Source organism: Pseudonocardia sp. ZF1, from assembly GCF_056835605.1.
In genome coordinates, this window is record NZ_JAJNBY010000001.1 from 3,568,145 (window position 1) to 3,593,330 (window position 25,186).

Here is a 25,186-nt window from a genome sequence, read left to right on the forward strand (position 1 = left end):
TCTCGTGGCGGGCGTTCATACCGCCAACAGAAGCAGGACTGAGCTCACCAGCACCTTCGGCGCGACGCGGCGCTGGCTTGCAACGGGTGCTCTACCGGGGCTATCACACCGGAAGCGGCGCAGCGGGGCTTCGCCCGAAGACGAGCGCGACCGTCATCGAAAGTGATGAACAGAGAAACGGGCAAACGGTATCGCGCGACACGAGGGTGAACCGGCCATTCGGCCGCAGCACGTCCGGCCGCCAGGCCTAAGGAGCACGGGATGTCCGAGACCACCCAGCAGCCTTCCACCGACTCGTTCGTCACAGGGTACGTCGCGCCGACAGTCCCCCCGCAGAATTCGGGGCCCGACGAGCCGGCGGCGCTCGCCGCCCCGATTCGTCCACGCCGGTGGCCTCTGCTGCTCGGCGGCATGGTGCTCGGCGGAGTGATCGCTACCGTGCCGGCGGTGATCGTCGCCCTGGCTCTGGCGCCTGCCGGCACACCAGCAGCAGGTCCCACGGCGTCCGCCCCGACGGTGTCGGCCTCGTCCCCGACCGGCGGAGGAGAAACTCCGGTCGCGTCCGCCCCCGCGGCACAGGGTGAGGTGGGCGACCAGCTGACCGATGGGGGCATCACTGTGACCGTGACCTCCGCGGAGTTCGTGCCGGACGTCATGGTGTCCGACAATGCAGGGTCGACCTCGGCGACCTACGCACCTCAGGGACCGGGCGACGACGCCCGCTACTTCGCCGTCCGGACTCATGTCGTTAATGACGGGCAGAAGAGCATTGACCTCACCTGCAGTTCTCCGATCGCTAATGCGCTCATCGACGACCGTGGACGGAAGTTCGACCCGCTTGACAGCCTCTACAAGATCCAGGGCAACCCCATATGCAACGACGCCCTGCAGCCCGGCTTCGAGGCCGACATGACCTACGTCTACCGCGTTCCGTCGTCGGTCACGATCACCTCGTGGTCCTTCGCCGACGCAGCCGATCCGACCTCGTTCAGCCGTCCCGGCACCATCGTGCAGGTCGACTGACGACAACCCACTCGCTCGGGATCGCTCCCGACGTCCGGCTACCAGTGCAAAAAGCGGCCGCGGATCGTCTCGATGCCCGCGAACGGGTGCCAGTTCGGCTCAACACGAAACAGTAGGACGCGGTCCTTCGACGAAGGCTCGCCGATCCCGTGTGACCCCTGCGCACTACCGTGACCCATAGGGGTGAAACGATCGCACTCTGCCGCATCCGCGCTGAGTCGATCATGCTTGGCGCGGTAGGGGTAAGGGCAAGGGGGACGGGCATGGAGCTACTGACGCTTCGCGATCACAAAGCCCCCGCGTCCGCGTCCGTTCGGCCTCGTGACCTGCTCGACGACTCCGAGCGCCTGTACGACGGGAATCTCGTCGACGCGATCGGCGCCGACCCCGACCCGGGCGAAGCCCACCGCCGTGAGCTTCTCCTCCAAGCGCTCGCGGCGTACGAGCGGCTCCGTCTCCGCGAGGCGCCCGATTCCGATCCTGGCACGGTCTTCGCCAAGTGGCCCGCCTGCACCCTCATCGCGACGGCGTGGCTGGCCCGGCGCGCTGAGGATCTCACGGCCTCCCTGGCGGCGGTGCTCGGCGGTCCGGCGACCGGTTGGCTCGCAGGATGGGCTCACGCATGGGCCATGCACCCGGAACTGCGAGGCCACATTCGCTCACCGGGCCTGACCGCTGCTGTGCGGGCCAGCGGCGCCGTCGGGTCGGTGGTGGCTGCTCCACTCCTGCGGCTCGATCTCGAACGAGGTGCACTCGTCGTCGCCTTCCCCGACGAACGCCACGGGGCTTCCGTCCTGGTGGGCGGGGGCGAGTGTCCTCGCGCCGGTAACGGGTTCCTGCTAGCGCGGCCTTCGCGGATCGCGACCTGCACGGACGTGCTCGGTGGCGTCCACGTCGTCGACGTCGTCGACATCACGGACCCGCTCATCGTCTTCGACGAGACCGGAGCCCGGCTGCCCGCCGGTGCCGCCCTACCCGCAGGCGAGGTGTGGGTTCTCCACCTCGGTACCCCCACGGCGGACGCGGTCGACGGGACCTGGCAGGTCCTGGAGCACGCGACGCCGCCCGTCGGGTGGTCCCGGTGGTGGCTCGCGCGGGTGTCGCTCGCCGGCGCGGCTGCCATCCGCTCGGCGGTGGACTTCGGGCCGCCGCCGGGTCCTTGGCGGCCGGTGCAGAGCACCGCACAAGCCGACCTGCTGCTCGGCGAACCCATCGAGGGGCTCCTGGGGCCGGACGGCGAGCCGGTCCACGGGGAGCCCCCGCGGCTCCGTCTGCCCGGAGGCGCGAGCCAGACCTGGACCGTCGAGCTGCTACGCGACGGCGCGGCGCTCCCCCGGCGGTGGACCGCCTTCGGTGGTGCCGTCGTCTCACTCGCGGACGGGTCGACGGGGCCGTTGGTGGGGCGGTTCCGTGTCGCCGCCTCGGCGCCGGGGCATTCGCCGGTGCGGGCATCGGTAACCCTCGCCCAGGGCGTCTCGCTGACGGCGAGGCGCCGGCTGCGGCTGCTTCGTGAGAGCGGCGGACTCACCTCCGCCGACGTCAGGCTCAGCGCCCCCGCCGGGGTGCTGGTCCCCTCCGTCGTGTCGCTGAAGTCGATCGAGATGCGGACATCGGTGACGATCCGTGCCGCGGACTCGACGCACCGCCTGGACGCCGTAGTCGAACTCCCCCACTGCGCGCTGCGGCGCCGGTTGGCGGGCGAGAACGGAGTCTGGGGCATCCGGCCCGAGGCCTTCACCCTCGACGACCTTGCCCACGGCGCATGCCTCGACGTGCAGCTGCCCGCCCGCCTCCGCGAAGCGCTCGGTCACGTCCCCGCGCTGGTCGCCACCGATCCCGCGGGCGGCCGTGACCAGCTGGTCCGCGGAGCCCGAGTGGCCGACGGCGTGTACCGGTACCGGCTCGCCGAGCTGCTCGACTCTGTGCGCTCCGACGGCAGCCTCGCGCTCTCGCTCGTGCTCGGCGACGGCTTCACCGCGCAGGTCGCCCGGATCCGCGGTTCCGCCGTGGCCGAGGCGGTGCTCCGCCGCGGCGACGAGCTGCGTCTGGTCGACCGGGACCCCGCACCGGAGCTCGTCGTGCGGGTGACGTCGCCGCTCACGCCATGGCTCCGGCCGTGGGAGGTCACCGTCGCGCCCGGCGAGTCCGCCGTGCCGCTCGGCCCGGGTTATGTCCACGGTGGGCTGCTGGACGTCCGGGTTGGCGCACCCCACCTCGCCAGCCGGACAGACCGGTCCTTCCGCATCGGCGACCCGAACCGGGTGCCGACCGCCCTGTCCGGAGTGGAATTCCAGGCGGCTGCTTACCTGGCCGGCCAGGCGCCCCCGCCCACCGGGATCGCCGCCTACCGCCTCCTCTGGGCGGCCGCGGACGCAGGCGGACCCGCGACCGACGCGGGCAGCCGAGCGCTCGTCACCCAGGAGTGCGCCGCGGTCCTCGGCGAGCGTCCGTACGCCGCGCTGGTCGCCGGGGCCCGTACGGCGATGCCCGCGCACCGAACCGTGCCCATCCTGGTCCGCTCCGGGCTCGCCGCCCACCGGTTCGCCCGGGTCGACCGGCCCGAGGCGATCACGCTGCTCTGGGAGAGCAGCCCCCTGCTGTCGCTGCTCCTCACCTCACCGCTGCTGCCCTACCGCAGCGGAGCCGTGGACTGGTCTCCCGCTGAGCTGAGCACGGAGGAGGCCCTGCTCCTCGACGCCGCGGAACGATATGCCAGTCCCGCGGGGTTGGACATCCTGACCGGCGAGCGACGGTGGGACGGGCCCGTGCCCCCGAAGCCGCTTCTCGACGTGACGGACGCTCCATCTCCTGCCGCCACCACCGCGCTCACCGGTCTGGACGAGCTGCGCGCGTTCGCGCACGCCTCAGCGTTCGGCGAGCTGTTCTCGGTGCTCACGCACGTGCGCGCACCCAGAGCCTCCTCCCCACGGGAGGTCTCGCTCGGATTCGCGATCGTCGCCCGGCTCGCCGCGCACGGGGACCCGGACGCGGCGGAGGCCGAGCCCGGCCTGCGTGTCGCCTGGCTCGCCGTCGTCGCCGCCGACCCCGGCACGGCCGCCTCCGACCTCGCCCTGGCCGAGTACCTCGTCTCCCACTGGCACGCCCACCGTGCCTAACACCGCGAAGGAGCAACGGTGACGTTCGATCCGCTGGAGTCCAGCCGGGAGATCACCCTCGGCTACCGCCGATACCTGCGTTCCCTGCTTCCCCTGCGCGACGCCTCCCTGGCCTCGGCGCTGGAGCACATGATCGACACGAGCCCGCTGCTGACCAAGGGACCGCTGCTGGAGGCGACGCCCGCCTATATGCCCGGCGCGACCCTCGCGGAGCTCGTGGCCGAGGGAGTGCTCCCGGAGAGGTTCCTATCCCTCACCGGGCCCGAGCTCCCCGCGGACCGCCCGCTCTACCGGCATCAGGAGCAGGCGATCCGCAAGGTCCGGGCCGGACGCAACGTCGTGGTCGCCACCGGCACCGGCTCGGGCAAAACCGAGAGCTTCCTGCTGCCGATCCTCGGCCACCTCGCCGAGGAGTCCGCCGCCGGTCGGCTCGGGCCGGGTGTGCGAGCGCTGCTGCTCTACCCCATGAACGCGCTGGCCAACGACCAGATGAAGCGGCTCCGGCACCTGCTCGCGGACTCGCCGGAGATCACCTTCGGCCGCTACACCGGCGAGACCCGTGACTCCGTGCGGGACGCGGAGGCGACCTTCGCCCAGCTCCATCCACACGAACGCCGGCTGCCCAACGAGCTGCTCAGCCGCGCCGAGATGCGCGCCACGCCGCCGCACATCCTGCTGACCAACTACGCGATGCTCGAGTACCTCCTGCTCCGGCCGAAGGACCTCGATCTCTTCGAGGGCGACCACGCCGGGCAGTGGCGGTTCGTCGTCGTCGACGAGGCCCACGTCTACGACGGAGCCAAGGGGGCGGAGCTCGCGATGCTCCTGCGCAGGCTCCGCGACCGGGTGTCGTCGGGCCGGGACCTGCAGGCGATCGCGACGAGCGCGACGGTCGGGGCCAAGGACTCCCCGGCCGCGGTGACCCGCTTCGCGACCGACCTCTTCGACCTGCCCTTCGAGTGGAACGACGACACACCGGGCAGGCAGGACCTCGTGACCTCGACCGTCGTCGCGGCCCCGGACCGACCGACGTGGGGGCCGCTCCCCGCCGGCGACTACGCCCGGCTGGGTGCGCACGTCGATCACACCGACGTGCTGAAGGCCGCCCGCGACCACGGCTGGGACGGGCCCGATGACGCGGTCGCCGCCCTCCGCTCGGAGTCCCGGCTGACGGCGTTCCGCACCGCGCTGTCCACGGGACCACGCCCGTTCGCCGACGTCGCCCGCACGGTCTTCGGTGAGGACGTCGAGCAGGAGCGGCACCTGACCGACCTCGTCCGCCTGGCGGGGGCGCTACGGGCCCCCGACCGGTCCCCGGCGCTCTCGTCGCGGTTCCACCTCTTCGTACGCGCCACCGAGGGCGCATTCAGTTGCCTCGGCCCGGACGGCCCCCACCTCGGGTTGAGCCGTCGGGAACGCTGCGAGACGTGCGAGCGGGTCGTCTTCGAGCTCGGTGGCTGCCAGCGCTGCGGTGCCGCCCACCTGCACGGCGCGCTCGACGACAGCGGCCCGGTCCCCCGCCACGTCCCGTGGAAGGCGGGCGGGCACCGACGCCACGCCTGGCTGCTGCTGGAGGACGGCGACAGCACCGATCGCACGCCCCACGACGAGGACGACGCCGCACTCGAGGAGGAGAAGGCCACCGAGGGCGACCGGCGTTACCTCTGCACCGGCTGCGGAGCCGTGCACCTCGACCAGCCGCTGAACTGCGGTGCGGGCGACTGCACCGCCGCCGACTTCCGGACGGTCCAGCTGCTGTCGTCCGAGTCCGCGGCCCTCGGCTCCTGTGCTGCGTGCGGGGCGCGGGGCACCCGGTTGATCCGGCTCCTGGAGAGCGGCGGCGAGGCCTCGGCGTCGGTACTCGGCTCCGCGCTCTATCAGGCACTCCCCGCCGCGGACGGGCCCTCGTCGGATCTGCCCGGCAACGGTCGGAAGCTCCTGTTCTTCAGCGACAGCAGGCAGACGGCCGCGTACTTCGCGCCCTACCTGGAGGACACCCACCGCAAACTCGCACAGCGCCGGATCCTCACGATGGCGCTGGCCGACCACCAGCGGATGGAGCGAGAACCGGCGAAGCTCGATGGCCTCGCCCACTACGCCTACCTGGCTGCCAAGCGGGAGGGAGTCTTCGACGAGGACGCCTCCTCCGTCGTCGCCCGCCGCGAGGCCCTCGAGTGGACGGTCCACGAGGCGATCAGCTTCGACGACCGCCAGTCGCTCGAAGGCGTCGGGCTGATGCGCGTCGAGATGGTCCGCAAGGCCTCTTGGGCGCTGCCGGGCTGTCTGGCCGACCTCGGCCTGCCCGACGAGGAGGGCTGGGACCTCCTGCAGGAGCTCGTCCGCACCCTACGGTTCCAGGGCGCCATCGACATGCCCGAGGAGGTACCGCCCAACTCGCCGATCTTCGAACCGCGCACCGGCCCCATCTACGTCCGCGGCGACGGCTCCGACGCCAAGCGGAAGGTGCTGAGCTGGCTCCCGACGACGGGGACCAACCGGCGGATCGACTACCTCACCCGTGTGCTGGAGTCCGTGGGATCGACGGCGGCGCCGCGCGCGCTGCTCGACGCGGTTTGGATGGCGCTCGACCCCGTCGGCACACCGGGCAAGGAGGGCCCGCACAGCTGGTTCTCGGTCGTCTCGCCCAAGGACCTCGGCCCCGTGCGCAGGCTCAACCACCTACGGTTCCGAATCCGACCGGTCGAGGAACAGGAGCAGCTCTTCCGGTGCGAACGGTGCCGTCGGATGGCCGGCGTGTCCGTGCGCGGGGTCTGCCCCACGCTGCGCTGCGACGGCATGCTCGAGCCGTGGGTCCGGCCCCGCGCCGCGGAGGAGCGCGACCACTACCGGCACCTCTACCTCGACGCCAAGCCGGTGCCCATGAAGGTCATGGAGCACACCGCCCAATGGACGAGCCAGAAGGCCGCCGAGATCCAGGGGCAGTTCGTCCGGGGCGAGGTCAACGCGCTCTCCTGCTCGACGACCTTCGAGCTCGGCGTGGACGTCGGCGAGCTGCAGGCGGTGGTGCTGCGCAACATGCCGCCGTCGACCGCCAACTATGTCCAGCGCGCCGGTCGGGCGGGCCGACGCTCCGACTCCGCCGCTCTCGTGCTGACCTACGCTCAGCGCCGGTCGCACGACCTCACCCGGTTCGCCGAACCGGAGAAGATGATCGCGGGTGAGATGCGTCCACCGATCGTGCCGCTGGCGAACGTGCGCATCGACCGGAGGCACGCCCACTCCGTGGCAATCGCCGCGTTCTTCGGCACGATGAAACGGCAGTTGGCCCGCGAGTGGACCACCGCGGGCGAGTTCTTCCTGCCGCCTGTTCCCACACCGCCCGACTGGGTCGGCCCGGTCGCCCAGCTGCGGCGGTTCCTCACCCCCGTCCCCCGCCGGGTCCGGGACAGCCTGCTGGAGGTCCTGCCCGCGGACGTCGCCGCTGAAATCGACGTCGAGTCCGGCGCCTGGGCCGAGGTCCTCCTGGACCTCGTCGAACAGGCGGGGCAACAGCTCGCGCAGGATGTCGAGGACTTCACCGAACGCGAACGCACCGCCGCGGCCGAGGCGAACTACGCCCTCGCGGGCCAGTGCAAGCGGGTCATCGCCACCCTGCGCAGCCGCCAGCTGATCGGATACCTGGCCAACCGGAACGTGCTGCCCAAGTACGGCTTCCCGGTCGACACGGTGGAGCTGCGCACCGACCGGCTGCAGGGTGGCATCGACAAGCCGCTGGAGCTGACCCGGGACCTCACCATGGCGATCAACGAGTACGCTCCGGGTGCCCAGGTGATCGCGGGCGGGTACCGATGGACCTCGGGCGGGGTTTACCGGCTCCCTGGGAAGGACCTCTTCCGGCAGTACTACACCGTCTGCGAGACCTGCGGGCACTACCGGCAGGATGCCTCACCGCCCGCAGCCGAGTGTCCCGCCTGCGAGACCGTCCAGACCAAGGCCGCAAAGGCGTACGTGGTGCCGGAGTTCGGGTTCGTCGCCTCGGAGAGCGTCCGTCAAGGATCGGGGCAGGCACCTCGTCGTTCCTGGTCGGGGGCCACCTACATCATCGACTCCCACGCCGACGTCGAGGAGGACGTCGTCCGGTTTCCCACCGGAGCGGAGCTGCGCTGGCGCTCCGGTGCTCGCGGTGAGTTCGTCGTGGTCAACGAGGGCCCGAACCGGGGCGGGTACCAGCTGTGCGACTGGTGCGGGTTCGGCACCTCGATGGTCGCCGGGCGCAAGAAGGCGAAGAGCCACAAGCACCTGCTCAAGGGGACCGAGTGCGCCGGCCCGATGCGATCGCAGAGTCTGGCGCACCAGTACCAGACGGACTTCGTGGAGCTGGAGCTGCCGACCGGCACGGCGACCGTCGTCCCCGAGTCGGCGCTGCGGTCCACCGTGTACGCCCTCCTGGAGGGTGCCGCCGCCGAACTCGAGATCAGCCGGGACGACATCGACGGCACCGTGCACCACGGCGGTGACGGGTTCCCGTCGTTAATCCTCTTCGACACGACTCCGGGCGGGGCGGGGAACACCCCTCGGATCGCGCGGCAGCTGGCCACCGTGCTGGAGGCGGCCGTCCGGCGGGTGGCCTCGTGCGAGTGCGGGCCGGAGACCAGCTGCTATGGCTGCTTGCGCGCCTTCCGCAACGAGCGCTATCACGAGCAGCTCAGCCGAGCGGGTGCCCTCAGCCTGCTGGGCAGGTTCGTCCCGGTCCCCGAGGTCTGAGGGATGCCCGACGCCCGATCCACCCTCGTCCCGAGCGCGGTCGACCTCGCGCTCAGCGCGCTCCGGGCCCGTGAACTCACGGTCGTGGCGATTTCGACGATGGCGCGCGATCACGGGCTAAGCGAGGCCGACCTGGCCGTCCTTCTCCGGCGGCTCGTCGACGACGGTGCCCGGGTACCGAGGCCGCTCCGTCCGTTGGTCGTCCCGGTTCCGGTCCCGGTCCCGGCCGCTTTGACTGAGGCGTTCTCGGAGCACACGACCCTCGATCTCGACTCGATCTCGCTGGCCGACCTCGGGCTGGTTGCCACACGGGACGGGGCCCCCCTCCCCCGAGAGGCGGTGTGGGATCCGCCCGTCGAGCGGCTGCCGGCGCCCCCGGTGGTCGAGGCCACCGAGGAGCCGGACGAGTCCGTCCCGGACCTCGACGACGACGCGGAGGCCACGGACTCGTTCTGGCGGTACCGGCTGGAGACCGGCCGCGCACGGCTGCTCGACGCGGCCGAGGAGGTCGCGCTGGCGCGGGCGATCGAGGTCGGTCTCCTCGCCGCCGAACGCCTCGAGAACAGCGATGAGACGACACCGGCCGCTCTCCCGCTGCGGTTGCTGATCGCGGCCGGCGAGGGCGCGTACCAGCGTTTCGTCACGGCCAACCTTCGACTCGTGCTCTCCATCGCGAGCGGGTACGGAGCTCCGGGTCTGGACGCCCTCGACCTCGTACAGGAGGGCGCTCTCGGCCTGATCAGGGCCGTGCAGAAGTTCGACATCGCCCAGGGCACGAAGTTCTCGACGTACGCGACCTGGTGGATCCGGCAGGCCATCACCCGCGCCATCGCCGACCAGTCGCGCACCATCCGTTACCCGGTACACATCGTCGAGCGCCTGAACACCTTCGCTCGCCGCGCCCACCCGGACGACGATCCCGCCACGGCCGAGCTGGCCGCCACGCTGCCGACGACGGTGCCGTACGAGAGTGCACAGAACGCCCTCGGTGAGGAGAGCCTGCAGGGCGTCGCAGAACGCCACCTCGACCCACCCACCCCGGACCTGCGGGGATTCGACGCCGAGGACATCGCAGCCGCCCTCTCGATCCTGTCCGAGCGCGAGCGAACGATCATCGACCGTCGCTTCGGGTTCGTCGGCGACGCCTCCACGTTGGACACCATCGGCGGCGAGCTCGGGGTGACCCGCGAGCGCATCCGACAGATCCAGAGCAAGGCACTCGGGAAGCTGGAAACCGAGCTGCGCGCGACCCGCCGTCGTCAAGCCCGGGCGGCCTCGTAGTCGAACTCGCCCAGCCGAGCACGCGCCGTGGCCCGCTCCTCGTCAGTGAACAGATCGTGGAAACGCTCGTCCAGCATGACGGCCTCGACGCTGAGATCGAGCCGCCTGCGCTCCCAGAGGAACGAGAACGTGTCGTTGGCGGGCTTCCGGAGAGCCCGACGCACCGCGTCGACCGGACCGTATTCGACGAGCAGCCCCACGAACGGTCGCGGGTTGTGCTTCAGCTCGCCCTTGCAGACGTCGAGCACCTCGACGAGGCGCGCTTCCAGAAGGGCCTCGGCCTGCGTGGTCTCCGGCGCGACGACGGGCTCCGGCTCGACGCTCGGCGCGGGGACGTGGACCGGGGCAGCGGGCTCCGGCGTGGCCGCAGCCGCGGGCGTCTCCGCGGGAGCCTGTTGCTCGACCTCCGGGAGCTCGAGCTGCGCGACCTCGGGTTCGATGAGCTCCAACTGCCGAGCCGGGCCTACGACGGGCTCGGCCTCGGGTGCGGGTTCCACGAGTGCGACGCCGGGGGCGCCCGTGCCCTCGTCGTCCCGATCCCCCGCCGCAATCTCGTTGCGGCGCTGGACGAAGCCGCGCAGAGCGTCGACCGAGGTGAAGACCTCGAAGCCCAGCTCGGCGAGCCGGGGCAGGTCCGCCTCGTCCGGGTCCAGCTCCAGCACCACGGGCGAGCCCTGCCCGGCCTGCAGTCCCTCGGGCCAGTACGCCTCCGCCACGGCTAGCGCCCGGCTCGTCTCGGGGTCGGCGATCTCCGCATCCAACGCCGGGTTCGCGTACCCGGCCACCCCCAGCTCGGTGAGCAGGTCGCGGATCTGCACCGCGCGGGCGTCCCGCTCGTCGGTGTCCTCGGCGACCCGTACCTGCGGCAAGCCCTCTGTCCACGCGACCTCGGCGCCGACGAGGCGCCCGAGGAACGCGTTCGCATCCGCCGCAGCCAGCCTGCGACGGGCGTCGAGGAAGGCGCGATAGTTCTCGACGCGCCACAGCTCGGGGTCGGCCGGGATCCACTGGCTCGCCAACGCCTCCGCCGAGCAGAACATCAGGTACTCGTGGGGGCTACGGCGGTTCAAGGTGGTCGCGGTGCCGGGCACCGCAAAGGCCAGGTTCCCGACGGCGTTCGCCTCGGACCGGGAGTAGCCGTGCCGGTAAAGAGCGTCCTTCGGGAAAATCTCGTGCACCCGCAGCTCGCCGCTCTCGCCGTCGAGCAGGCCGCCGGTTCCGAGGTCCCGCCCACCGCTGACCCGGGTGAGCATGTAGAGCAACGCGTAGGCGCGCGCCCCGCGGCCGACCCCCTCGAGATCCTGCGGCTCGACGGTCAGGCCGCCCCGACGGGAGCGTTCGAGCGCAGTGATCAGTCCATCCACACCGGACCTGTCGACGATGTCGAGGTCCTTAGCCAGCGCGGTCTCGGCGGAGCCCGCGAACCGGCCGCGCAGGGCGGCATGGACGAACCAGTAGAGAGCCTTATCCGCCTCCGCACCGTCCGCGAACCGGCCCTGTCCGTTGTGCAACAGCCGGGTGACGATCGGGAACGCGTAGCGGCCACTGCTGATCACGCGGTCGTGGTCGATGCCCAGCCGCCCACCGACGAGGCCGAGGAAGTGCTCGATGTTCTGCGACGCGTGGTCGAGCGCCGTCCGGAACTCATCCGCGGACACCCCCTCCAACGCGGCGAAGGGCGCCCTTCCCGTGGCCACCGCGTTGACGTTGCGCAGCAGCCAGTCCAGCGAGAACGTGAACTGCCGCGCCCGCCAGCCCTCCAGCACCCGGCGCATCGACGGACGGGCGTCGCCCCACTCCGCGCAGATCCGCGCGAGCGCCAGGTCGCCCTTGGACAGCCTCGTGCCACCCGAGTTGACCCGGTTGAAGATGTCGACGACGACGTCCACCGTCTTGTCCGCACCGGTGATCCGGTCGACGAAGAAGTCTCGCTCGAGGATGCTCTCGAGCTGCAGCAGCCGGGACAGGTACACGCCGAGGTTCGGGCGCATCCACTGCTCGTCGATCAGCTGGTCGTACTTCTTGGCCTGGTCGGCGTTGAAGAGGCCGGTGACGTCCACCCACAGCAGGTCGGCCCGCGCGGTGGACGGAGCGAGGAACTGGAAGGCCTCGGTCTCCACGTTGAAGTAGAGCCGGGTGAAAATCGCCGGGTCACCCTCGAAGAACGCGGGTGGGCGCCCGCGGATGATGCCGTAGAGCGTGGTGATCCGCTGCTGACCGTCGAGGAGGAGTTGCTTGGTGCCGCTGCCGGCCTCCGCGCCACGGACTGCCTGCTGGTGCCCCTCCGCCTCCCAGACGAGCAGCGCGCCGACGGGGAAGCCCTTGTAGAGCGACCGCATGAGGCCGCGGATCTGGTCCTTGTTCCACACGTAGCCGCGCTGGAACTCCGGGAGCAGCATCGACCCCGAGTCGATCTGATCCAGGATGGTGCTGAGCCGCGCCATGTCCGCCCCTCCATTGCCGCCGTGCTGCGCCTTCCCGATCCCAGGGCGCCCGTTGATGATGTACCGAACGTGACCGTGTTGCCGTCCTCACCCCAATCGGACACCCCGATCGTGTCGGCGACTCAATCCGCCGTGCCGGGCAGGACGTAGCGGGTGCCCTTCGTCCGCCCCACCTTCTCGAGACGGCCGTCTTCCACGAGCGCGGTGAGGATCAAGCGTGCCTCCGGCAGGCTCACGGCCAGGAGGTCCGCGACCTGGCTCGTCGACAGCGCGCCTCGGCCGGCCAACATGAGGACGAGGCCGGAGCGATCCGCGTCGGGGTCCTCGTCCGGCTGTTCAACGACGGGTGGTAGGATCACCGGGACGCCGAGGACGGGTGTGGGGGCCTCGTCCTCCATAAGCTCCGGCCGCTACCGTCACCTCCGCCGTCTCGGCGAACTCGGGCATCTCAGGGCTCTCGGCCGGTGCGTCGCTCGCCACCAACGGTCCGATCCCCAGGGTGTCGAGCTCGGCCCACACCGGGGCCAGGGCGCGCTCCTCGTTCAGGACGTACTCGGACTGCCGGATCCGCTGGAACGTCCACCCGCACCGCTTGAGCTCCTGCTCACGGTGGAGGTCCGCGAGCTGCTGTTCCGGCGTGGTGTGGAACGCGTCCCCGTCGCACTCCACGGCGAGCTTGCCCGCCGCCCCGGTGACGACCAGGTCGATGAAGCGCCCGTTGGCCTCCACCTGCGGGGTCACGTGGAAGCCGCGACCGAGAAGGTCGAGGAAGACCCGCTGCTCGAAGAGCGAGTCGAAGGCGTCGTGGCGGCGGGTCCGGGTCACGTCGGCGAGCACCGGGGGGAGCTCCGCGCCGGCGCCGGACGTCATGTGGTCCAGCAGCGACCGCCGCAGGTCCGTCGGGCGCAGCAGATCAGCGGTCACCGAGTGGAACAGCCATAGCTGGTCCTGGGCACGGGAGACGGCCACGTTGAAACGTTGCTCCGCGTCCCGCTTGGTGAAGGGGAACGCGGCCCGCTCCTTCGGGGCCACGACCATGGACAGGAACACGACGTTGCGCTCGTCGCCCTGGAATTCGGGCGGGGTGCCGACTCGGATCCGCCGCCGGTCCCACTCCTCCGGATCGATCACCCGCTTCAGCGCGGAGGCGATGATCTCTACCTGCGCCTGTCCCTGGAGGACTACGACCCCGAACGACAGCCCGTCGTACGCCTCGTCCGCCAGGCATGCGGCCAGTGCCGCCGCGATCTCCTCCGCCTCGGCGACGTTGGCCGCCCGACTGCCCGTGCCCTCGGTGAACCCGCCCTCGACGTAGGTAGCGCGCAGCGGCGGGAGCCGGTCGGCCCCGAACTGCCGGAGTGGGACGAGCGGCGCGTCCCGGTAGAACGAGTTCGAGCACCAGCTGATGATCTCCGGCATGCACCGGAAGTGCTCCCGCAGCCGGATGACCTGGCCGAACCGGCTGCGCAGCAGCGAGAAGATGCTGTCGCGAGGCGTGAAGCTCGTGCGCAGGTACTGGGGAATGTCATGCAGCTCCGAGTCGATGCGGTCGAAGATGGGCTGCAAGGAGCCACTCGTGACCTCGGACGGTGTGCACTGCTTGTCGTCGCCGACGACGATCACCCGCGGCGCGAGCCACAGCAGGAACGCGCTCGTCAGTTCGGCCTGGCTCGCCTCGTCGACGATCACGACGTCGAAGGTGTTCGCCCGCGGCGGGACCGAGGCCAGGACCTGCTGGATCGGCATGACCCAGGCGGGGACCGCGCCCTGCGCCACGCGCATGGCGTCCCGCGCGGCCTGCCGGTAACGCTCGGCGTACTTTCCGGTGCCCTTACCGACGTTCGCCATGTTGTTCTTGTACGACTGCAGGGCCTGCACCTGGGTCGCGTTCATCCGGCTCAGGCAGGCGCGCCAGGACCGGGCGGCGGCCAGGCGGCCGGTCAGCCGGGCCAGGTCCTTGGTCGCGATCGCCAGGTCGGCCTCGAGGCGCTGCTCCCGGCCCGGATCGATCTGGACCTGCAGCCAGGTCGCCGCGCACGCCCGCGCCCAAGCCTCCGGCCAGCGGCGGAGACGGTCCGTCCAGCCGTCGAGCGGGTGCTCGCGGAGGTCCGCGGCGAGGTGCGGCGCCGCGACGTGGACGCGGTCGAGCAGCTCGTCGCAGCGCAGCTGGGCCGTCTGCTGGTCCGCGGCATGGGCCAGCGAGGCGAGGGCCTCTGCGTAGGCGCCCTGGTCCGCCGCCTCGAACGCCCGCAGGGCATGTGCCAGCTCGTGCGGGCGCACCTCCAGCGGCACCGCGGCCACGAGGTCGTCGCGAGCGGCGTCGAGCTCGGCACGGGCGATCGCGGCCGACCGGGCGTGGGTCACCTGGACCGCGACAGCCGTGACCTGCTCGACGGCCCCGATGTCGTACAGCGCGGGCCTCGCGGCAGGCGGCAACGTGGCGAGCACCGCGCGGAGGGCGTCAGTGGCGGCCAGGACCCGCGCGATCACCCCGCACACCGTCCGGAGCTGCTGGAGGAGGTCGATCAGCACCACGCGGGGCTCGCCGAGGCCGACGCCGATGCGAAGGGGCCCGAAGGCCACGTTGATCTGCTGCCCGATCGCGAGGACCGCCAGGTGATGGGCTGCAGCGTGCGCCGCGGCCGCGGAGTCCACCGGCCGTCCGCCCACGAGCACGGCCGCCTCGAACGGTGCGACGGCCTTCTGCTCGGGGCTCTTGAACATCTTGCGGAGGGAGCCACCACCGTCGAGGTGGGCGCCGAGCGCAGCGAAGGCGTGCGCGGCGGCGTCCAGATCGACCTGGGCGTGGACGGAGACGTCCGCGAACCCGGCCGCCTGGTTGTGCTGCACCGCGGCGTCCACCAGCCCCAGACGCTCCACTGCGCGCTGCCAGGCGTGCGGCCCCGTTCCGCCCAGCAGTGCGGACGTCATGTCCCGCGCCCAGTCCCGGTGCGCGGGCAGGTCCCGCAACGCCAGGAGGCTCTCGTCGGCTTCGGTGCAGGCGGGACCCAGCCGGACGAGCTGCTCACCGTCGAGAGTCTCGAGCGTGGCCACCAACAGCGACGTGTCGCCCCGCCGGACCGACTCACCCAGCGCGACCGCCTCCGCTAGCTCACCGAAGCGGCGCTGGTCGAGCAGACCGGTAGGAATCCGCTGGTCACGACGGCTACGGCGTTCGTCGGTCTCTTCCCCGAGCAGCCGCACCAGCTCACCGAGCTCGGCGGCCGACACCGGGAGCTCGCCCGCGACGCCCTCCCCCAGCCAGCCATCCCGCTCCTGCGTGCGACCGAGCTCTGCCGCGATCCGGGCGAGCGTGCCCCGGAAGCCGACGGCCACCTCGGGGTGCTCGAAGGTCTCCGCCTCGCGGACGGCGCGAATCTCCTCCAGGAGCCGCGCGCGGTCCCGATGGACGGCCTCGCGCTTCTCGGTGAGGTCCGCGATCTCGCGGTCGGCCCGGGAGGGGTTGAAGTCGGTCTTGCGCCCGGCGAGGGTCGGGTCACGTCCGGCGGAGTGGTGTATGAGATCGACTCCGCGTGATCTTGGTTCGGGATTCTAGGCGGTTATTGCCTCGGTTGTCATGAGTGCCTCGCTGCCGGTCGGTGCGGCTTCGGTGGTGACGATGCGGATGCGTGAGCGGGCCAGTAGATCGAGGCCCATGTAGCGGCGGTTCTCGGTCCACTCATCACTCTGTTCGGCCAGGACGGCGCCGACGAGGCGGATCAGGGAGTCGCGGCCGGGGAAGATCCCGACCACGTCGGTGCGACGGCGGATCTCCTTGTTCAGTCGCTCTTGAGGGTTGTTCGACCAGATCTGGCGCCAGACCTCGCGCGGATATGCGGTGAACGCCAGCAGCTCATCGCGGGCGTTGTCGAGGTGCTCGGCTGCGTCGGGCCAGCGCGCGGTGAGAGTGTCGACCACGCGTCCGTACTGGGCTGTGACGGCGTCGGCGTCGGGCTGGTCGAAGATCGTGCGCACCTGCGTAGCGACATGCGGCTGCGCCGACTTCGGAACACGGGAGAGCAGGTTACGCAGGTAGTGGGTGCGACACCGCTGCCACGCCGCACCCGGCAACGCCGAGGCGATCGCCGCCACCAAGCCGGGATGGGCGTCGGAGATGACGAGCTGGACCCCGGACAGGCCGCGGGCGACCAGACCGCGCAGGAACGCCAACCAGCCCGCTCCGTCCTCGCTGGAGGCCACATCCAGGCCGAGGATCTCGCGGTGCCCGTCGGCGTTCACCCCGGTCGCGAGCAGCGCGTGCACGTTGACCACCCGGCCGTCTTCGCGGACCTTCACCGTGAGCGCGTCGACCCACACGAACGTGTACGGGCCCTGGTCGAGCGGGCGCTCGCGGAACGCGGCGACCTGCCCGTCGAGGTGGGTGGCCATCTCGCTGACCTGCGAACGCGACAGCGACTTCACCCCGAGTTGTTCGGCCAGCTTCTCCACCCGCCGGGTGGAGACACCGAGTAGGTAGGCCGTGGCCACGACGGTGACCAGGGCCTGCTCGGCGCGGCGGCGGTGGGTCAGCAGCCAGTCCGGGAAATAGGAGCCCTGGCGCAGCTTCGGCACCGCCAACTCGATCGTGCCCGCTCGGGTGTCCCACTCCCGGGCCCGGTAGCCGTTGCGCTGGTTCGTCCGCTCGCTGCTGCGCTCGCCATAGCCGGCCCCGCACTGCTGATCGGCCTGCGACGACATCAACGCGTTCGCCATCGTCGCGATCATCGTCTGCAACAGATCCGGCGACACACCCGCCGAGGCGAACTCCTCGACAAGCTGGGCAGGGTCCACACTGTGTGGTGCGGCCATCGTGGTGGTCCTTCCTGGAGTTCCTTGGTCGGTACTCGAGAAAGATCACGCGGTGGCCGTCTCACGTCACGACGCCACGCCGCTCACCAGCGACGAACCCGTACACCACCTCCGCGGACGTAACCGAGGGTCGCCACGCTGCGCGAGAGGTCGGACTTCCCCTTCGCGGAGGCGTCGGTGAGCGACACGCACAGCTCCTGCATCTCGGGCGGCAGCTTGTCCCGCAGCACCCGGAGGGCCTGCGCCTTCTCCGCGGTGACCAGGACCCGCTTGCCCTGGGCGAGCAGCGCGCTGACCAGGTTGGCGATGGTGTGGGTCTTCCCGGTGCCGGGCGGACCCTCGACCACGACGCCGCTGTCCGCATCGAGCCGATGGATGATCTGAGACTGTTCCTCGTTCGCGGCCAGAGGGAAGAGCGGGGCCTCCCCCGCCGTGGCAGTGCTGAAGCCGGTGCGCTCCAGCCAGGCGAGGCGCTGCTCAGGCTCGATTGCCTCAACAAGCTGCGCGAGCCCCAGCGGCACGGGCGAGGACTCATCCGCGAGGGACGTGGCGATCGCGTCGTAGTACGCCCTGATCGCGTAGGCGCCGCGCGGCCGGGCGACGAGTGCCGGACTCATCGACACCAAGGAGTGCTCGGTCCGCTCAGGCTCCCAACCGTCACTCACCTTGTGCGCGACCTGCAGAACCCGGGCCGCCCACTCCTTCAGGAACTCGGGCAGAGCGGGTTCGATCGGGCCCACAGCCCGCTCGAGAAGCTTGTCCCGCAGGATCGCGCTACCGGACAGGTCGAAGGAGTCCAGCCCGCCCAGGAGCTCGTCGTCCTCAAGGCGGAGGCCGGACTCGTCGGCGAGGACGCAGATCATGTCGCCGGACTCGAGGTCCTGGTCGATCCGCACGGCCTGGCTGATCATGTGGACCCGCACGCCGGGGGTCTGCAACAGCCCGGAGGCGAGCACGAGCTCGACGGACTCCGGCTGGTCCTGTGCGAGCCGGTGCATGTCGAACAGCGCCTCGAAGACCTGGCGACGAGGCCTCCGCAGCCGCTCCTGCTCCGCCCACGCCCGCCAGTCGACGAGCCACGCGTCGAACTGCCCGCGGATGTGAGGGTGCTCGTCGATCGGGACCTCGCCCTGCCCTCGGACGACTACGCGCTCCTTGAGCCGCGGCTCGCTGAGGTCGTCTGTGACGGAGCGGTCCAGCCACCGCTTGAGCTCGCGGGACACCGCCGGTTCGGGATCGCGGTGCACCCGGGAGACACGGAGCACCTCGGCCCCAGGTCCGTCCGGGCTCTGGATCGTGGTCGCCTGCTGGGCGTAGTGCAGCCACAAGGTCCGGTGGTAGCGGTCGACGCTTCGCACAGGCGCGAAGCGGGCCGCGGCCATCTGCCGTAGCACGCCCATCAACCGTGTCACGCGATCCCTGGTCAACGGGTCGTGCTCGTGCGTCATCGACTTCCTCCCCCGAAGTGCCCGATCTGAGCGCCACACCCCTCATCGAAGGCAAGCACAACACCGTCACCGAGACGAGGAAGATTCACTCGAATCGCGCAAGGGATTCGGGACTCGCTACGAGGCACGTGCGGATTCGCACTCCGCTGCCTGGCCAGATGGCCGGATACGCGGGCTAGTTGTACTCGACCCCCGGGACGTTGAAGCTGATGTCATCCGGGCTTTCCACCCGCCCATCAACGTCGACCACGCCCCGGGGCACGCCACCGAGGTCGTCAAGGCAGCGCGACGCCGCCACTACGACAGCGCCGGGCCGCGCCCGTCCGACGGGCAGCCGTAGCCAGTTTGGAAGGCCTCGTAAGACTGGCGTTCTCCGTCATCGACTAGCAAGAACAGCGGACTACACACCCCTGCGGCTGACCTGGTTGACCGCCGGTAGGTGCACGCCAATTGCACGCTCCGAGCACTGCAGCTCCGGTCACGAGCTCTTCCGTGTGAAGCAACCGGACCGTCGAGCAGACGGGCGGTAGTGCCCGTCTCACCCCCGGGCGTCCGCAGGACGCTGCCGTAGTGAGCAGTCGCCGTCAGGCAGTTGGTCGAGCAGACCGTGGTCACGTCGGTGCCGCTCCCTGGATCCGGGGAGACGAGATCCGCTACGTCAGCCCGCACTCGGAGAGACCCCGTCCACGGATGAGCGGCATGAAGAGCTCGTCGATGATCTCCATCAGGACCTCGTCCGGTACGGCTGGAACACCGCGCAGGGCGTACTCGCCACGCAACACCGTCATGGGGAGCGCCGCCACCCGCGGATGAACGGCCTCCGGCGGAGCTTCGCCGCGTGCCACTGCCTGGTCCACGATCGTTACCCAGGCGGCGTCCAGCGCGCCCCCTCCGGCCTGCTCGCGCAGCAGCTCCAGCAGCGCGGGCTCGTCGGCGGCCGCGGCCAGGAGATCACGCAGGATCTCCCCATGAGACGAGGACCAGGTGGAGTTGACCTGCCGCAGCAGCTCGACGGCATCACCGCGGAGTTCGCCCGTGTCCGGCGTCAGAGTGCGAGCGTCCGCGACGTAGGCGTAGGCGGCGACGCCGAGCGCGGCGCGCCCGGGCCAGCGCCGGTAGATCGCGTTCTTGTTCGTGCCGGCGCGCCGAGCGACCTTGTCCATCGTCATACCGGCGTAGCCGGAGGCAACGAGTTCATCGGCGGCCGCACGCAGGATCGCCTGCTCCAGTTCCGCACCGCGCCGCCGCCCCCCTGTCACGGTACGGAGCGTACCTCCCACCTGATACGGTACTGTTCGTACCTTATGGAGGTTGCGATGCGCGCATGGGGCGTCACCTACGACACCGGCTTCACCAACTGCGGAAGCACGACACACGAACCGTTCGACCCCACGGTCGTCGCCGAGGACATGCGGATCATCCGTGAAGAGCTTCGCGCCGACGCCGTACGGATCACCGGCGGAGTCGCCGACCGCCTGGAGACCGCCGCACGGCACGCGGCAGCCGTCGGGCTGGAGGTCTGGTACTGCCCGTTCACCCATGACCTGACCACCGACGAGCTGTTGGCATTCCTGCTGGACGCAGCCGAGCGCGCGGAGCGCATCCGACAGGAAGGTGCGGACATCCGGTTCCTCACCGGCTCGGAGATCAGCATCATGACGATCGGCCTGATGCCCGGGCAGACGCTGGCCGAACGATCCGCCGTGCTCACGGACGCGGCGCGTGTTCGCGAGATCCTCCCGGGAGTGCAGCACAGGACCAACGCGCTACTGGCCCGAGCAGTCGAGGGGGCACGCGAGCGATTCGGAGGCCTCATCGGCTACGCGTCACTCCCCCTGGAGGGAGTGGACTGGACGCCGTTCGACTTCATCGCGACCGACGCGGGTTACCGCGATGCCGGCAACGCTGACGCCCTTCCCGCGAACCTCGCCGCCATGACCTCGCAGGGAAAACCGTTCGCAGTGACCGAGTTCGGCTGTGCAGCCTTCTCCGGAGCAGCCGATCGGGGTAGCCGGGGCGACATCATCGGCTACGACGACCGGACCGGGCACGCAACGCACCTCACAGAGACCGTCGAGCGCAACGAAGCCGAACAAGCCGCCTACCTCCTGGAACTCCTCCACCTCTACGACTCGGGAGGCGTGGACACGGCGTTCGTGTACACCTTCGCCTCCCGACACCTGCCGACCTCCGATCAGCCAGAGCGGGACTTCGACCTGGGGAGCTTCGGGATCGTCAAGACCCTTACCCACGGGCGCACCGGCAACGCCTACCCAGGTATGCCGTGGGAGCCAAAAGCAGCCTTCTCGGCACTGGCCGAGTACGGCCGAATGCGGACCGGCCACCCCGTGACCTGAAGCTGCGACGAGCCGCCGCGTACCACCCGTTTCCCTGTGGAGGGCCCCGCGGATGTCGGCTGCACCGCATGCCTACCGGCACAGACAACTCACGCAGGAAACAGCGCCGGCTCGTCGACGACGGCGTCCCGCCGAACATGGTGCAGCGGATCCTGGGCCACGAGCGGTCCTCGACGACGCTGGACCTCCACCCCCGGCGGACCGACAACAGCGAGCGCATCCTCCAGGCCCTCGACGACGAGGACGATCGCGGAACGTCCGTCGCTCCGGAATGAACGATGCTCCAGAAATGCTCCGGGAACACCCCGGGGAACGACGAAAACCCCTGGTCACATCCGGCTCGGTGAGCCTGTGACCAGGGGTTTTGACTGTGGGCGATACTGGGATCGAACCAGTGACCTCTTCGGTGTGAAGGGCGCTCCTCGGTGTCAGGCTGTGCCGCCAGCTCCTGGCGTCACCTCCTTGACCAGCAGCGGCGTGACTCCTCGTGCCAGCTCGGACTGCCGCTCGGTGATGGGCTTGCTGTCGGATCGCTGCCTACGATCATGGGCGCCGGGGCGGGGTTCTCAGTACAGTCGCAGGTCCGCACGTAGGGAGTTCGATGGCATGTCGTCGTTTCCATTTGGCCTGAACCTTAACGCAGGATCGAATCTTTGGCGCCAAGAAATATACGGAGACTGGCATCGAGACCCGTGGAGCTGGCCCGAACTAGACTGGGTTGAGCAAAGTCCCGAGTTATTCCCTCTGGACGACTTCGTAACCAAAAAGCCTAATCAACTACGCGTACAGGCTTCGTTCCACCCTCTGGATGTTCCTAAGAACACGATCGGCACTAGACCAGCGGTTGTGCAGGATCCGCTTAGCCGACTGCTCTACCTTGCCTCAATCGGAACAATTGCCGCTAGGATCTGTGCCCAGTTAAACAAAGATGTCTACGGGTGGCGATATCGCGAGAATCAGCCCACAGAGAACAGTTCGGAGTGGCAGGCCTATCTGGAACGAGTTCGATCAGGTAAGGACTCCCCAGAAGGCCTCCGTACAGACATTACTTCATTCTTTGCGTCGATTGATCGCGATCGTCTAATCGAAGACCTATACTCCATTAACGGCCAGCTTGCTGCCGTCAGTCTGATCTCGGATGTCACCGAGCAGCACAGCAGACTTCAAACTCGGAATGGTCTGCCGCAGCGAAGTTTCGGTTCAGCAATTCTGTCTAATGCGTACTTGGCCCCCCTTGATGACCTACTCTTCGGATTAACGAAGCGTTCCGGGATCGACGTCGCAGTGCGCTGGATGGACGACATAACCCTCTTCGGTTCGGAAAAAATGCTATTCGCCGCCCACGTTGAGATTCAAGAGCGGATGCGCCTTCTGGGACTTGAAGCGAACGCGTCGAAGAGCTCTCTAGTGAGCTCAGTGGAAGCTGTCGCCGAAGTAGACTTAGAAGCAGAGTCGCCATTCAGGGTCGAGATCGAGCACCGTCCAGGGCCAGCGTCTGGAACTGTTCGTTACGTGAGTAACCCGGACGACGCTGCACGACTAGACGAATTACAGGAAGCGCTTTTCGGGGACCCCAAGAGCGTTGGGCGAACGCAAGTACGCGCAACGCTGGTCACGTTAAGAAACTCTGGGATTTTCGACGAGGTTCAAAGTTGGCAGTACGTTGCGAAGTACCTGCCGCACGGTTCGGACCATGTAGGGCGATACTTGCGCGATGCCGCGGCATGGGGCGAGTGTGAAGATGCAGAGTTCAAGTTCGGCGATCTCGAAGAATGGCTAGTCGACTTTCTTAGCAGTGAATGGGCTGCAATAGATTGGGTCAAGGCACAGTTGGCCCTCGCCGTCCCGACCGGATGGACCGGCAAGGCACTCCTAGATCGAATGGAGACGTGGCTTCTCTTCAGTAATCACTTAGATCTAGTACTGCAACGGCGTTTTGTCAGGCTGGTGGGCGTTGGCCGCGGCGGCGGTAGTGGCAGGTCCGGGCCTGGTGCTGGCGTCGTCGGCGCCAGGTGGACCAGGCGAGTGTGCTGGCCAGGCAGGCGGCTGGGGTGAGGATGAGGGTGGCGAGCAGACGCCGTATCTCGTTGCCGCTCAGCGGGATCAGGCCGGTCCGCTCGGCTGGAGATCCCCCTTTTCGGCCTCCTGTGCGCGGGTGACGGACAAGTAGGCGGCGGCGAGCATGGCCAGTGTGATGTGGGCGTACCAGGCTCGGTAGGAGCGGACTTGGTAGTGGTCGAGGCCGGCTTCGTCCTTGGAGGTCTGGAAGCATTCCTCGATCGCCCAGCGTGCGCCGGCGACGCGGACCAGCTCGCGCAGCGGCGTGGCCGCGGGGGCGGCGCAGCGGTAGAACGCCAGCTCCCGGGTGGTCTTGCCCTGCCCGGGTTCGGTCTGGCGGCGCACGAGCAGCCAGTGTCCCCAGCCGTGGGGTAGGCCGGCCGGGTCGAGGGCGACGGTGGTCCAGTCATAGATCCGCTCTCCGTGCGCGCCCGCGCCGACCTGGCGCCGTTCCCACCCGCTGCGGCCGGTGTCGGGGTCGCGGGCGCCGGCGATCGTGGCGAGGACCTTGGCCTGGCGGCGATGCCCGTCCGGGCTGGTCAGGACGTCGTCGTTGCGAGTGGCCAGCACGAACGGAATCTCCCGGTCGGCCAGCCAGGTGCGGAAGGTCGGATTCTGTCCGTAGATCTCGTCGGCGGTCACCCACGAGCGGGGTGTGAGGGCCCCGCAGGCGTGGGCGCGGTCGAGCATCGCCAGCCCGAGCTGGGGTTTCGTGGCGAACCCGACCTCATCGGGCACGTCGGCTCTGGCGCAGCGGTCCCGGTCCTCGGTCCACGAGGTCGGCAGGTAGAGCTCGCGGTCGATCAGCGCCCGCCCCTTCGAGCTGGCATAGGCCAGGAACACCCCGAGCTGACAGTTGTCGACCTTGCCGCTGGTACCGGTGTACTGGCGTTGCACTCCCGCCGAACGCAGGCCCTTCTTGATGAACCCGGTCTCGTCGACCACGAACACCTCACTTGCGGGGTCGCCGAGGGCGTCGAGGACGTAGTCGCGCACGTCGTCGCGGACCCCGTCGACGTCCCAGTCAGCGGTGCGCAGCATCCGCTGCGTCCCGTCCGGCGAGACCGCCCCCGCATGCTCGGCCAGAGTCCACCCGTTCTTGCGCTCCAACCCGGCCAGCAGGCCGCGCACATACGCCCCGGCCCGCGCGCGGGGCTCACGACGGAAGAACCGCGGCCCGATCGACGCGATGACCTGGTCCAACGCCGCTACCCATCCAGCAAGATCCACCACCCGGCGATCATCACCGCCGAACCCGGATCAGCCTCTCACGACACGCCGAAACGCCGTTGCAGTACTAGGAGGCCGACAACGGGGCAAGATCGATATCTGGCGGGCTCGGGCGCTGCTCAAGCCGTGGTGGGAATCCGGTGCCAACGTCGCCGGGCTGCGCCACGCCCTCGAGCATCACCCCGAACGGCCCGACCGTCCGCGTGGCCCGGTCACCACCGGTGCCCGGGATCCGTTGGGAGTCATCGGCGCGCGGCTGCGGCCGTGGCAGGGACGCCTCGGCGAGATTCGTGCCGTGCAGATCGGTCGTATGCGCGCCGTCCCGAGCGGCACCGAGCCCTCCTCGCCCGTTTCAGGAGCAGTTGTGGGACTGCGCGACCAGGCCGCGGGACGCGGAGCGCGGATGGCAGCACGCGAGGCGCTCAGCGAGCACCTCCGCGAGCTGCGCGAAGCCCGCGCAGGACGTGATGACCCGCGCTCCTCAGTGCCGCCGGCCGCGGGGTGACCGCGCCCGGTCCGTCCGCCCGCGCGGGCCCCGGGCTCTTGGCCCGCGCGCGGGGAGACGCCACCAGCTGCACACCGGTAGGCCCCACGCTCGACCCGTCCGGGCTTGCGTCCCGCGACCTGATCGGCACGGCGCTGCCCTGAGACAGCGGCGCAGCTCGAACGCCGTCGCCGGAACACGGGTGCGTCCG

The 25,186-nt window shown here is 69.8% G+C and carries 16 protein-coding genes; 7 read left to right on the top strand and 9 right to left on the bottom strand.

The window, feature by feature from the left end; all coding sequences use genetic code 11:
• The first annotated feature begins 261 nt into the window (after positions 1-261).
• A complete protein-coding gene (locus ZF1_RS17135) occupies positions 262-1,023 on the top strand; it encodes a hypothetical protein (protein WP_357438711.1) in 762 nt (253 codons plus the stop codon).
• A gap of 269 nt (positions 1,024-1,292) precedes the next feature.
• Here ZF1_RS17135 and ZF1_RS17140 read toward each other — a convergent pair whose 3' ends face one another.
• Both ZF1_RS17140 and ZF1_RS17145 read right to left on the bottom strand, forming a co-directional pair.
• Positions 1,293-1,451 (bottom strand): hypothetical protein, encoded by a 159-nt coding sequence (locus ZF1_RS17140; RefSeq protein ID WP_357438708.1) that lies wholly within the window; start codon positions 1,449-1,451, stop codon positions 1,293-1,295.
• 231 nt (positions 1,452-1,682) lie between these two features.
• The gene (locus ZF1_RS17145) at positions 1,683-1,805 is read right to left on the bottom strand and encodes a hypothetical protein (protein WP_255497748.1); all 123 of its coding nucleotides are present in this window, start codon (positions 1,803-1,805) and stop codon (positions 1,683-1,685) included.
• Positions 1,806-1,898: 93 nt separating this feature from the next.
• Here ZF1_RS17145 and ZF1_RS17150 point away from each other — a divergent pair, with 93 nt between their 5' ends.
• The 3 genes from ZF1_RS17150 (at position 1,899) to ZF1_RS17160 (ending at position 10,145) form a co-directional block, all read left to right on the top strand.
• Positions 1,899-4,139 (top strand): hypothetical protein, encoded by a 2,241-nt coding sequence (locus ZF1_RS17150; protein ID WP_482637779.1) that lies wholly within the window; start codon positions 1,899-1,901, stop codon positions 4,137-4,139.
• An 18-nt stretch (positions 4,140-4,157) separates the two neighbouring features.
• Positions 4,158-8,864 (top strand): DEAD/DEAH box helicase, encoded by a 4,707-nt coding sequence (locus ZF1_RS17155; protein WP_482637780.1) that lies wholly within the window; start codon positions 4,158-4,160, stop codon positions 8,862-8,864.
• Positions 8,865-9,203: 339 nt separating this feature from the next.
• On the top strand, positions 9,204-10,145 hold the full coding sequence (locus ZF1_RS17160) for a sigma-70 family RNA polymerase sigma factor (RefSeq protein ID WP_482637781.1): 942 nt from the start codon (positions 9,204-9,206) through the stop codon (positions 10,143-10,145).
• On the opposite strand, the gene ZF1_RS17165 is transcribed toward ZF1_RS17160, so the two are convergent.
• The 6 genes from ZF1_RS17165 to ZF1_RS17190 form a co-directional block, all read right to left on the bottom strand.
• Complete coding sequence (locus tag ZF1_RS17165) at positions 10,124-12,589, bottom strand: GmrSD restriction endonuclease domain-containing protein (RefSeq protein ID WP_482637782.1); 2,466 nt, start codon at positions 12,587-12,589, stop codon at positions 10,124-10,126. The genes ZF1_RS17160 and ZF1_RS17165 overlap by 22 nt on opposite strands.
• A 122-nt stretch (positions 12,590-12,711) precedes the next feature.
• Positions 12,712-12,948 (bottom strand): hypothetical protein, encoded by a 237-nt coding sequence (locus tag ZF1_RS17170; protein ID WP_482637783.1) that lies wholly within the window; start codon positions 12,946-12,948, stop codon positions 12,712-12,714.
• Entirely contained in the window at positions 12,926-15,925 is a 3,000-nt protein-coding gene (locus ZF1_RS17175) for an AAA domain-containing protein (RefSeq protein WP_482637784.1), read from the bottom strand. The genes ZF1_RS17170 and ZF1_RS17175 overlap by 23 nt, the downstream gene beginning before the upstream one ends.
• A 216-nt stretch (positions 15,926-16,141) precedes the next feature.
• Positions 16,142-17,398, bottom strand: coding sequence for an IS256 family transposase (locus tag ZF1_RS17180; protein ID WP_073574061.1), 1,257 nt, complete (start codon positions 17,396-17,398; stop codon positions 16,142-16,144).
• An 83-nt stretch (positions 17,399-17,481) separates the two neighbouring features.
• On the bottom strand, positions 17,482-18,792 hold the full coding sequence (locus tag ZF1_RS17185) for an AAA family ATPase (protein ID WP_482637785.1): 1,311 nt from the start codon (positions 18,790-18,792) through the stop codon (positions 17,482-17,484).
• 707 nt (positions 18,793-19,499) lie between these two features.
• A complete protein-coding gene (locus tag ZF1_RS17190; RefSeq protein ID WP_482637786.1) occupies positions 19,500-20,105 on the bottom strand; it encodes a TetR/AcrR family transcriptional regulator in 606 nt (201 codons plus the stop codon).
• 45 nt (positions 20,106-20,150) lie between these two features.
• On the opposite strand from ZF1_RS17190, the gene ZF1_RS17195 reads away from it, so the two are divergent.
• The 3 genes from ZF1_RS17195 to ZF1_RS17205 all read left to right on the top strand — a co-directional run bounded on the left by ZF1_RS17195 (position 20,151) and on the right by ZF1_RS17205 (position 23,258).
• Positions 20,151-21,203 carry a hypothetical protein gene (locus ZF1_RS17195; protein ID WP_482637787.1) on the top strand — a complete coding sequence of 351 codons (1,053 nt, stop codon included), beginning with the start codon at positions 20,151-20,153 and terminating at the stop codon, positions 21,201-21,203.
• Between the two features lie 68 nt (positions 21,204-21,271).
• On the top strand, positions 21,272-21,478 hold the full coding sequence (locus tag ZF1_RS17200; protein WP_482637788.1) for a hypothetical protein: 207 nt from the start codon (positions 21,272-21,274) through the stop codon (positions 21,476-21,478).
• Between the two features lie 331 nt (positions 21,479-21,809).
• Positions 21,810-23,258 (top strand): RNA-directed DNA polymerase, encoded by a 1,449-nt coding sequence (locus tag ZF1_RS17205; protein WP_482637789.1) that lies wholly within the window; start codon positions 21,810-21,812, stop codon positions 23,256-23,258.
• Between the two features lie 48 nt (positions 23,259-23,306).
• On the opposite strand, the gene ZF1_RS17210 is transcribed toward ZF1_RS17205, so the two are convergent.
• A complete protein-coding gene (locus ZF1_RS17210) occupies positions 23,307-24,494 on the bottom strand; it encodes an IS701 family transposase (protein ID WP_482637790.1) in 1,188 nt (395 codons plus the stop codon).
• Positions 24,495-25,186 lie beyond the last annotated feature (692 nt).

Coding starts and splice junctions, on each gene's coding strand:
- ZF1_RS17135 (WP_357438711.1), top strand. CDS start 262: ATGTCCGAGACCACCCAGCAGCCTTCCACCGACTCGTTCGTCACAGGG.
- ZF1_RS17165 (WP_482637782.1), bottom strand. CDS start 12,589: ATGGCGCGGCTCAGCACCATCCTGGATCAGATCGACTCGGGGTCGATG.
- ZF1_RS17180 (WP_073574061.1), bottom strand. CDS start 17,398: ATGGCCGCACCACACAGTGTGGACCCTGCCCAGCTTGTCGAGGAGTTC.
- ZF1_RS17195 (WP_482637787.1), top strand. CDS start 20,151: ATGGAGGTTGCGATGCGCGCATGGGGCGTCACCTACGACACCGGCTTC.
- ZF1_RS17200 (WP_482637788.1), top strand. CDS start 21,272: ATGCCTACCGGCACAGACAACTCACGCAGGAAACAGCGCCGGCTCGTC.
- ZF1_RS17205 (WP_482637789.1), top strand. CDS start 21,810: ATGTCGTCGTTTCCATTTGGCCTGAACCTTAACGCAGGATCGAATCTT.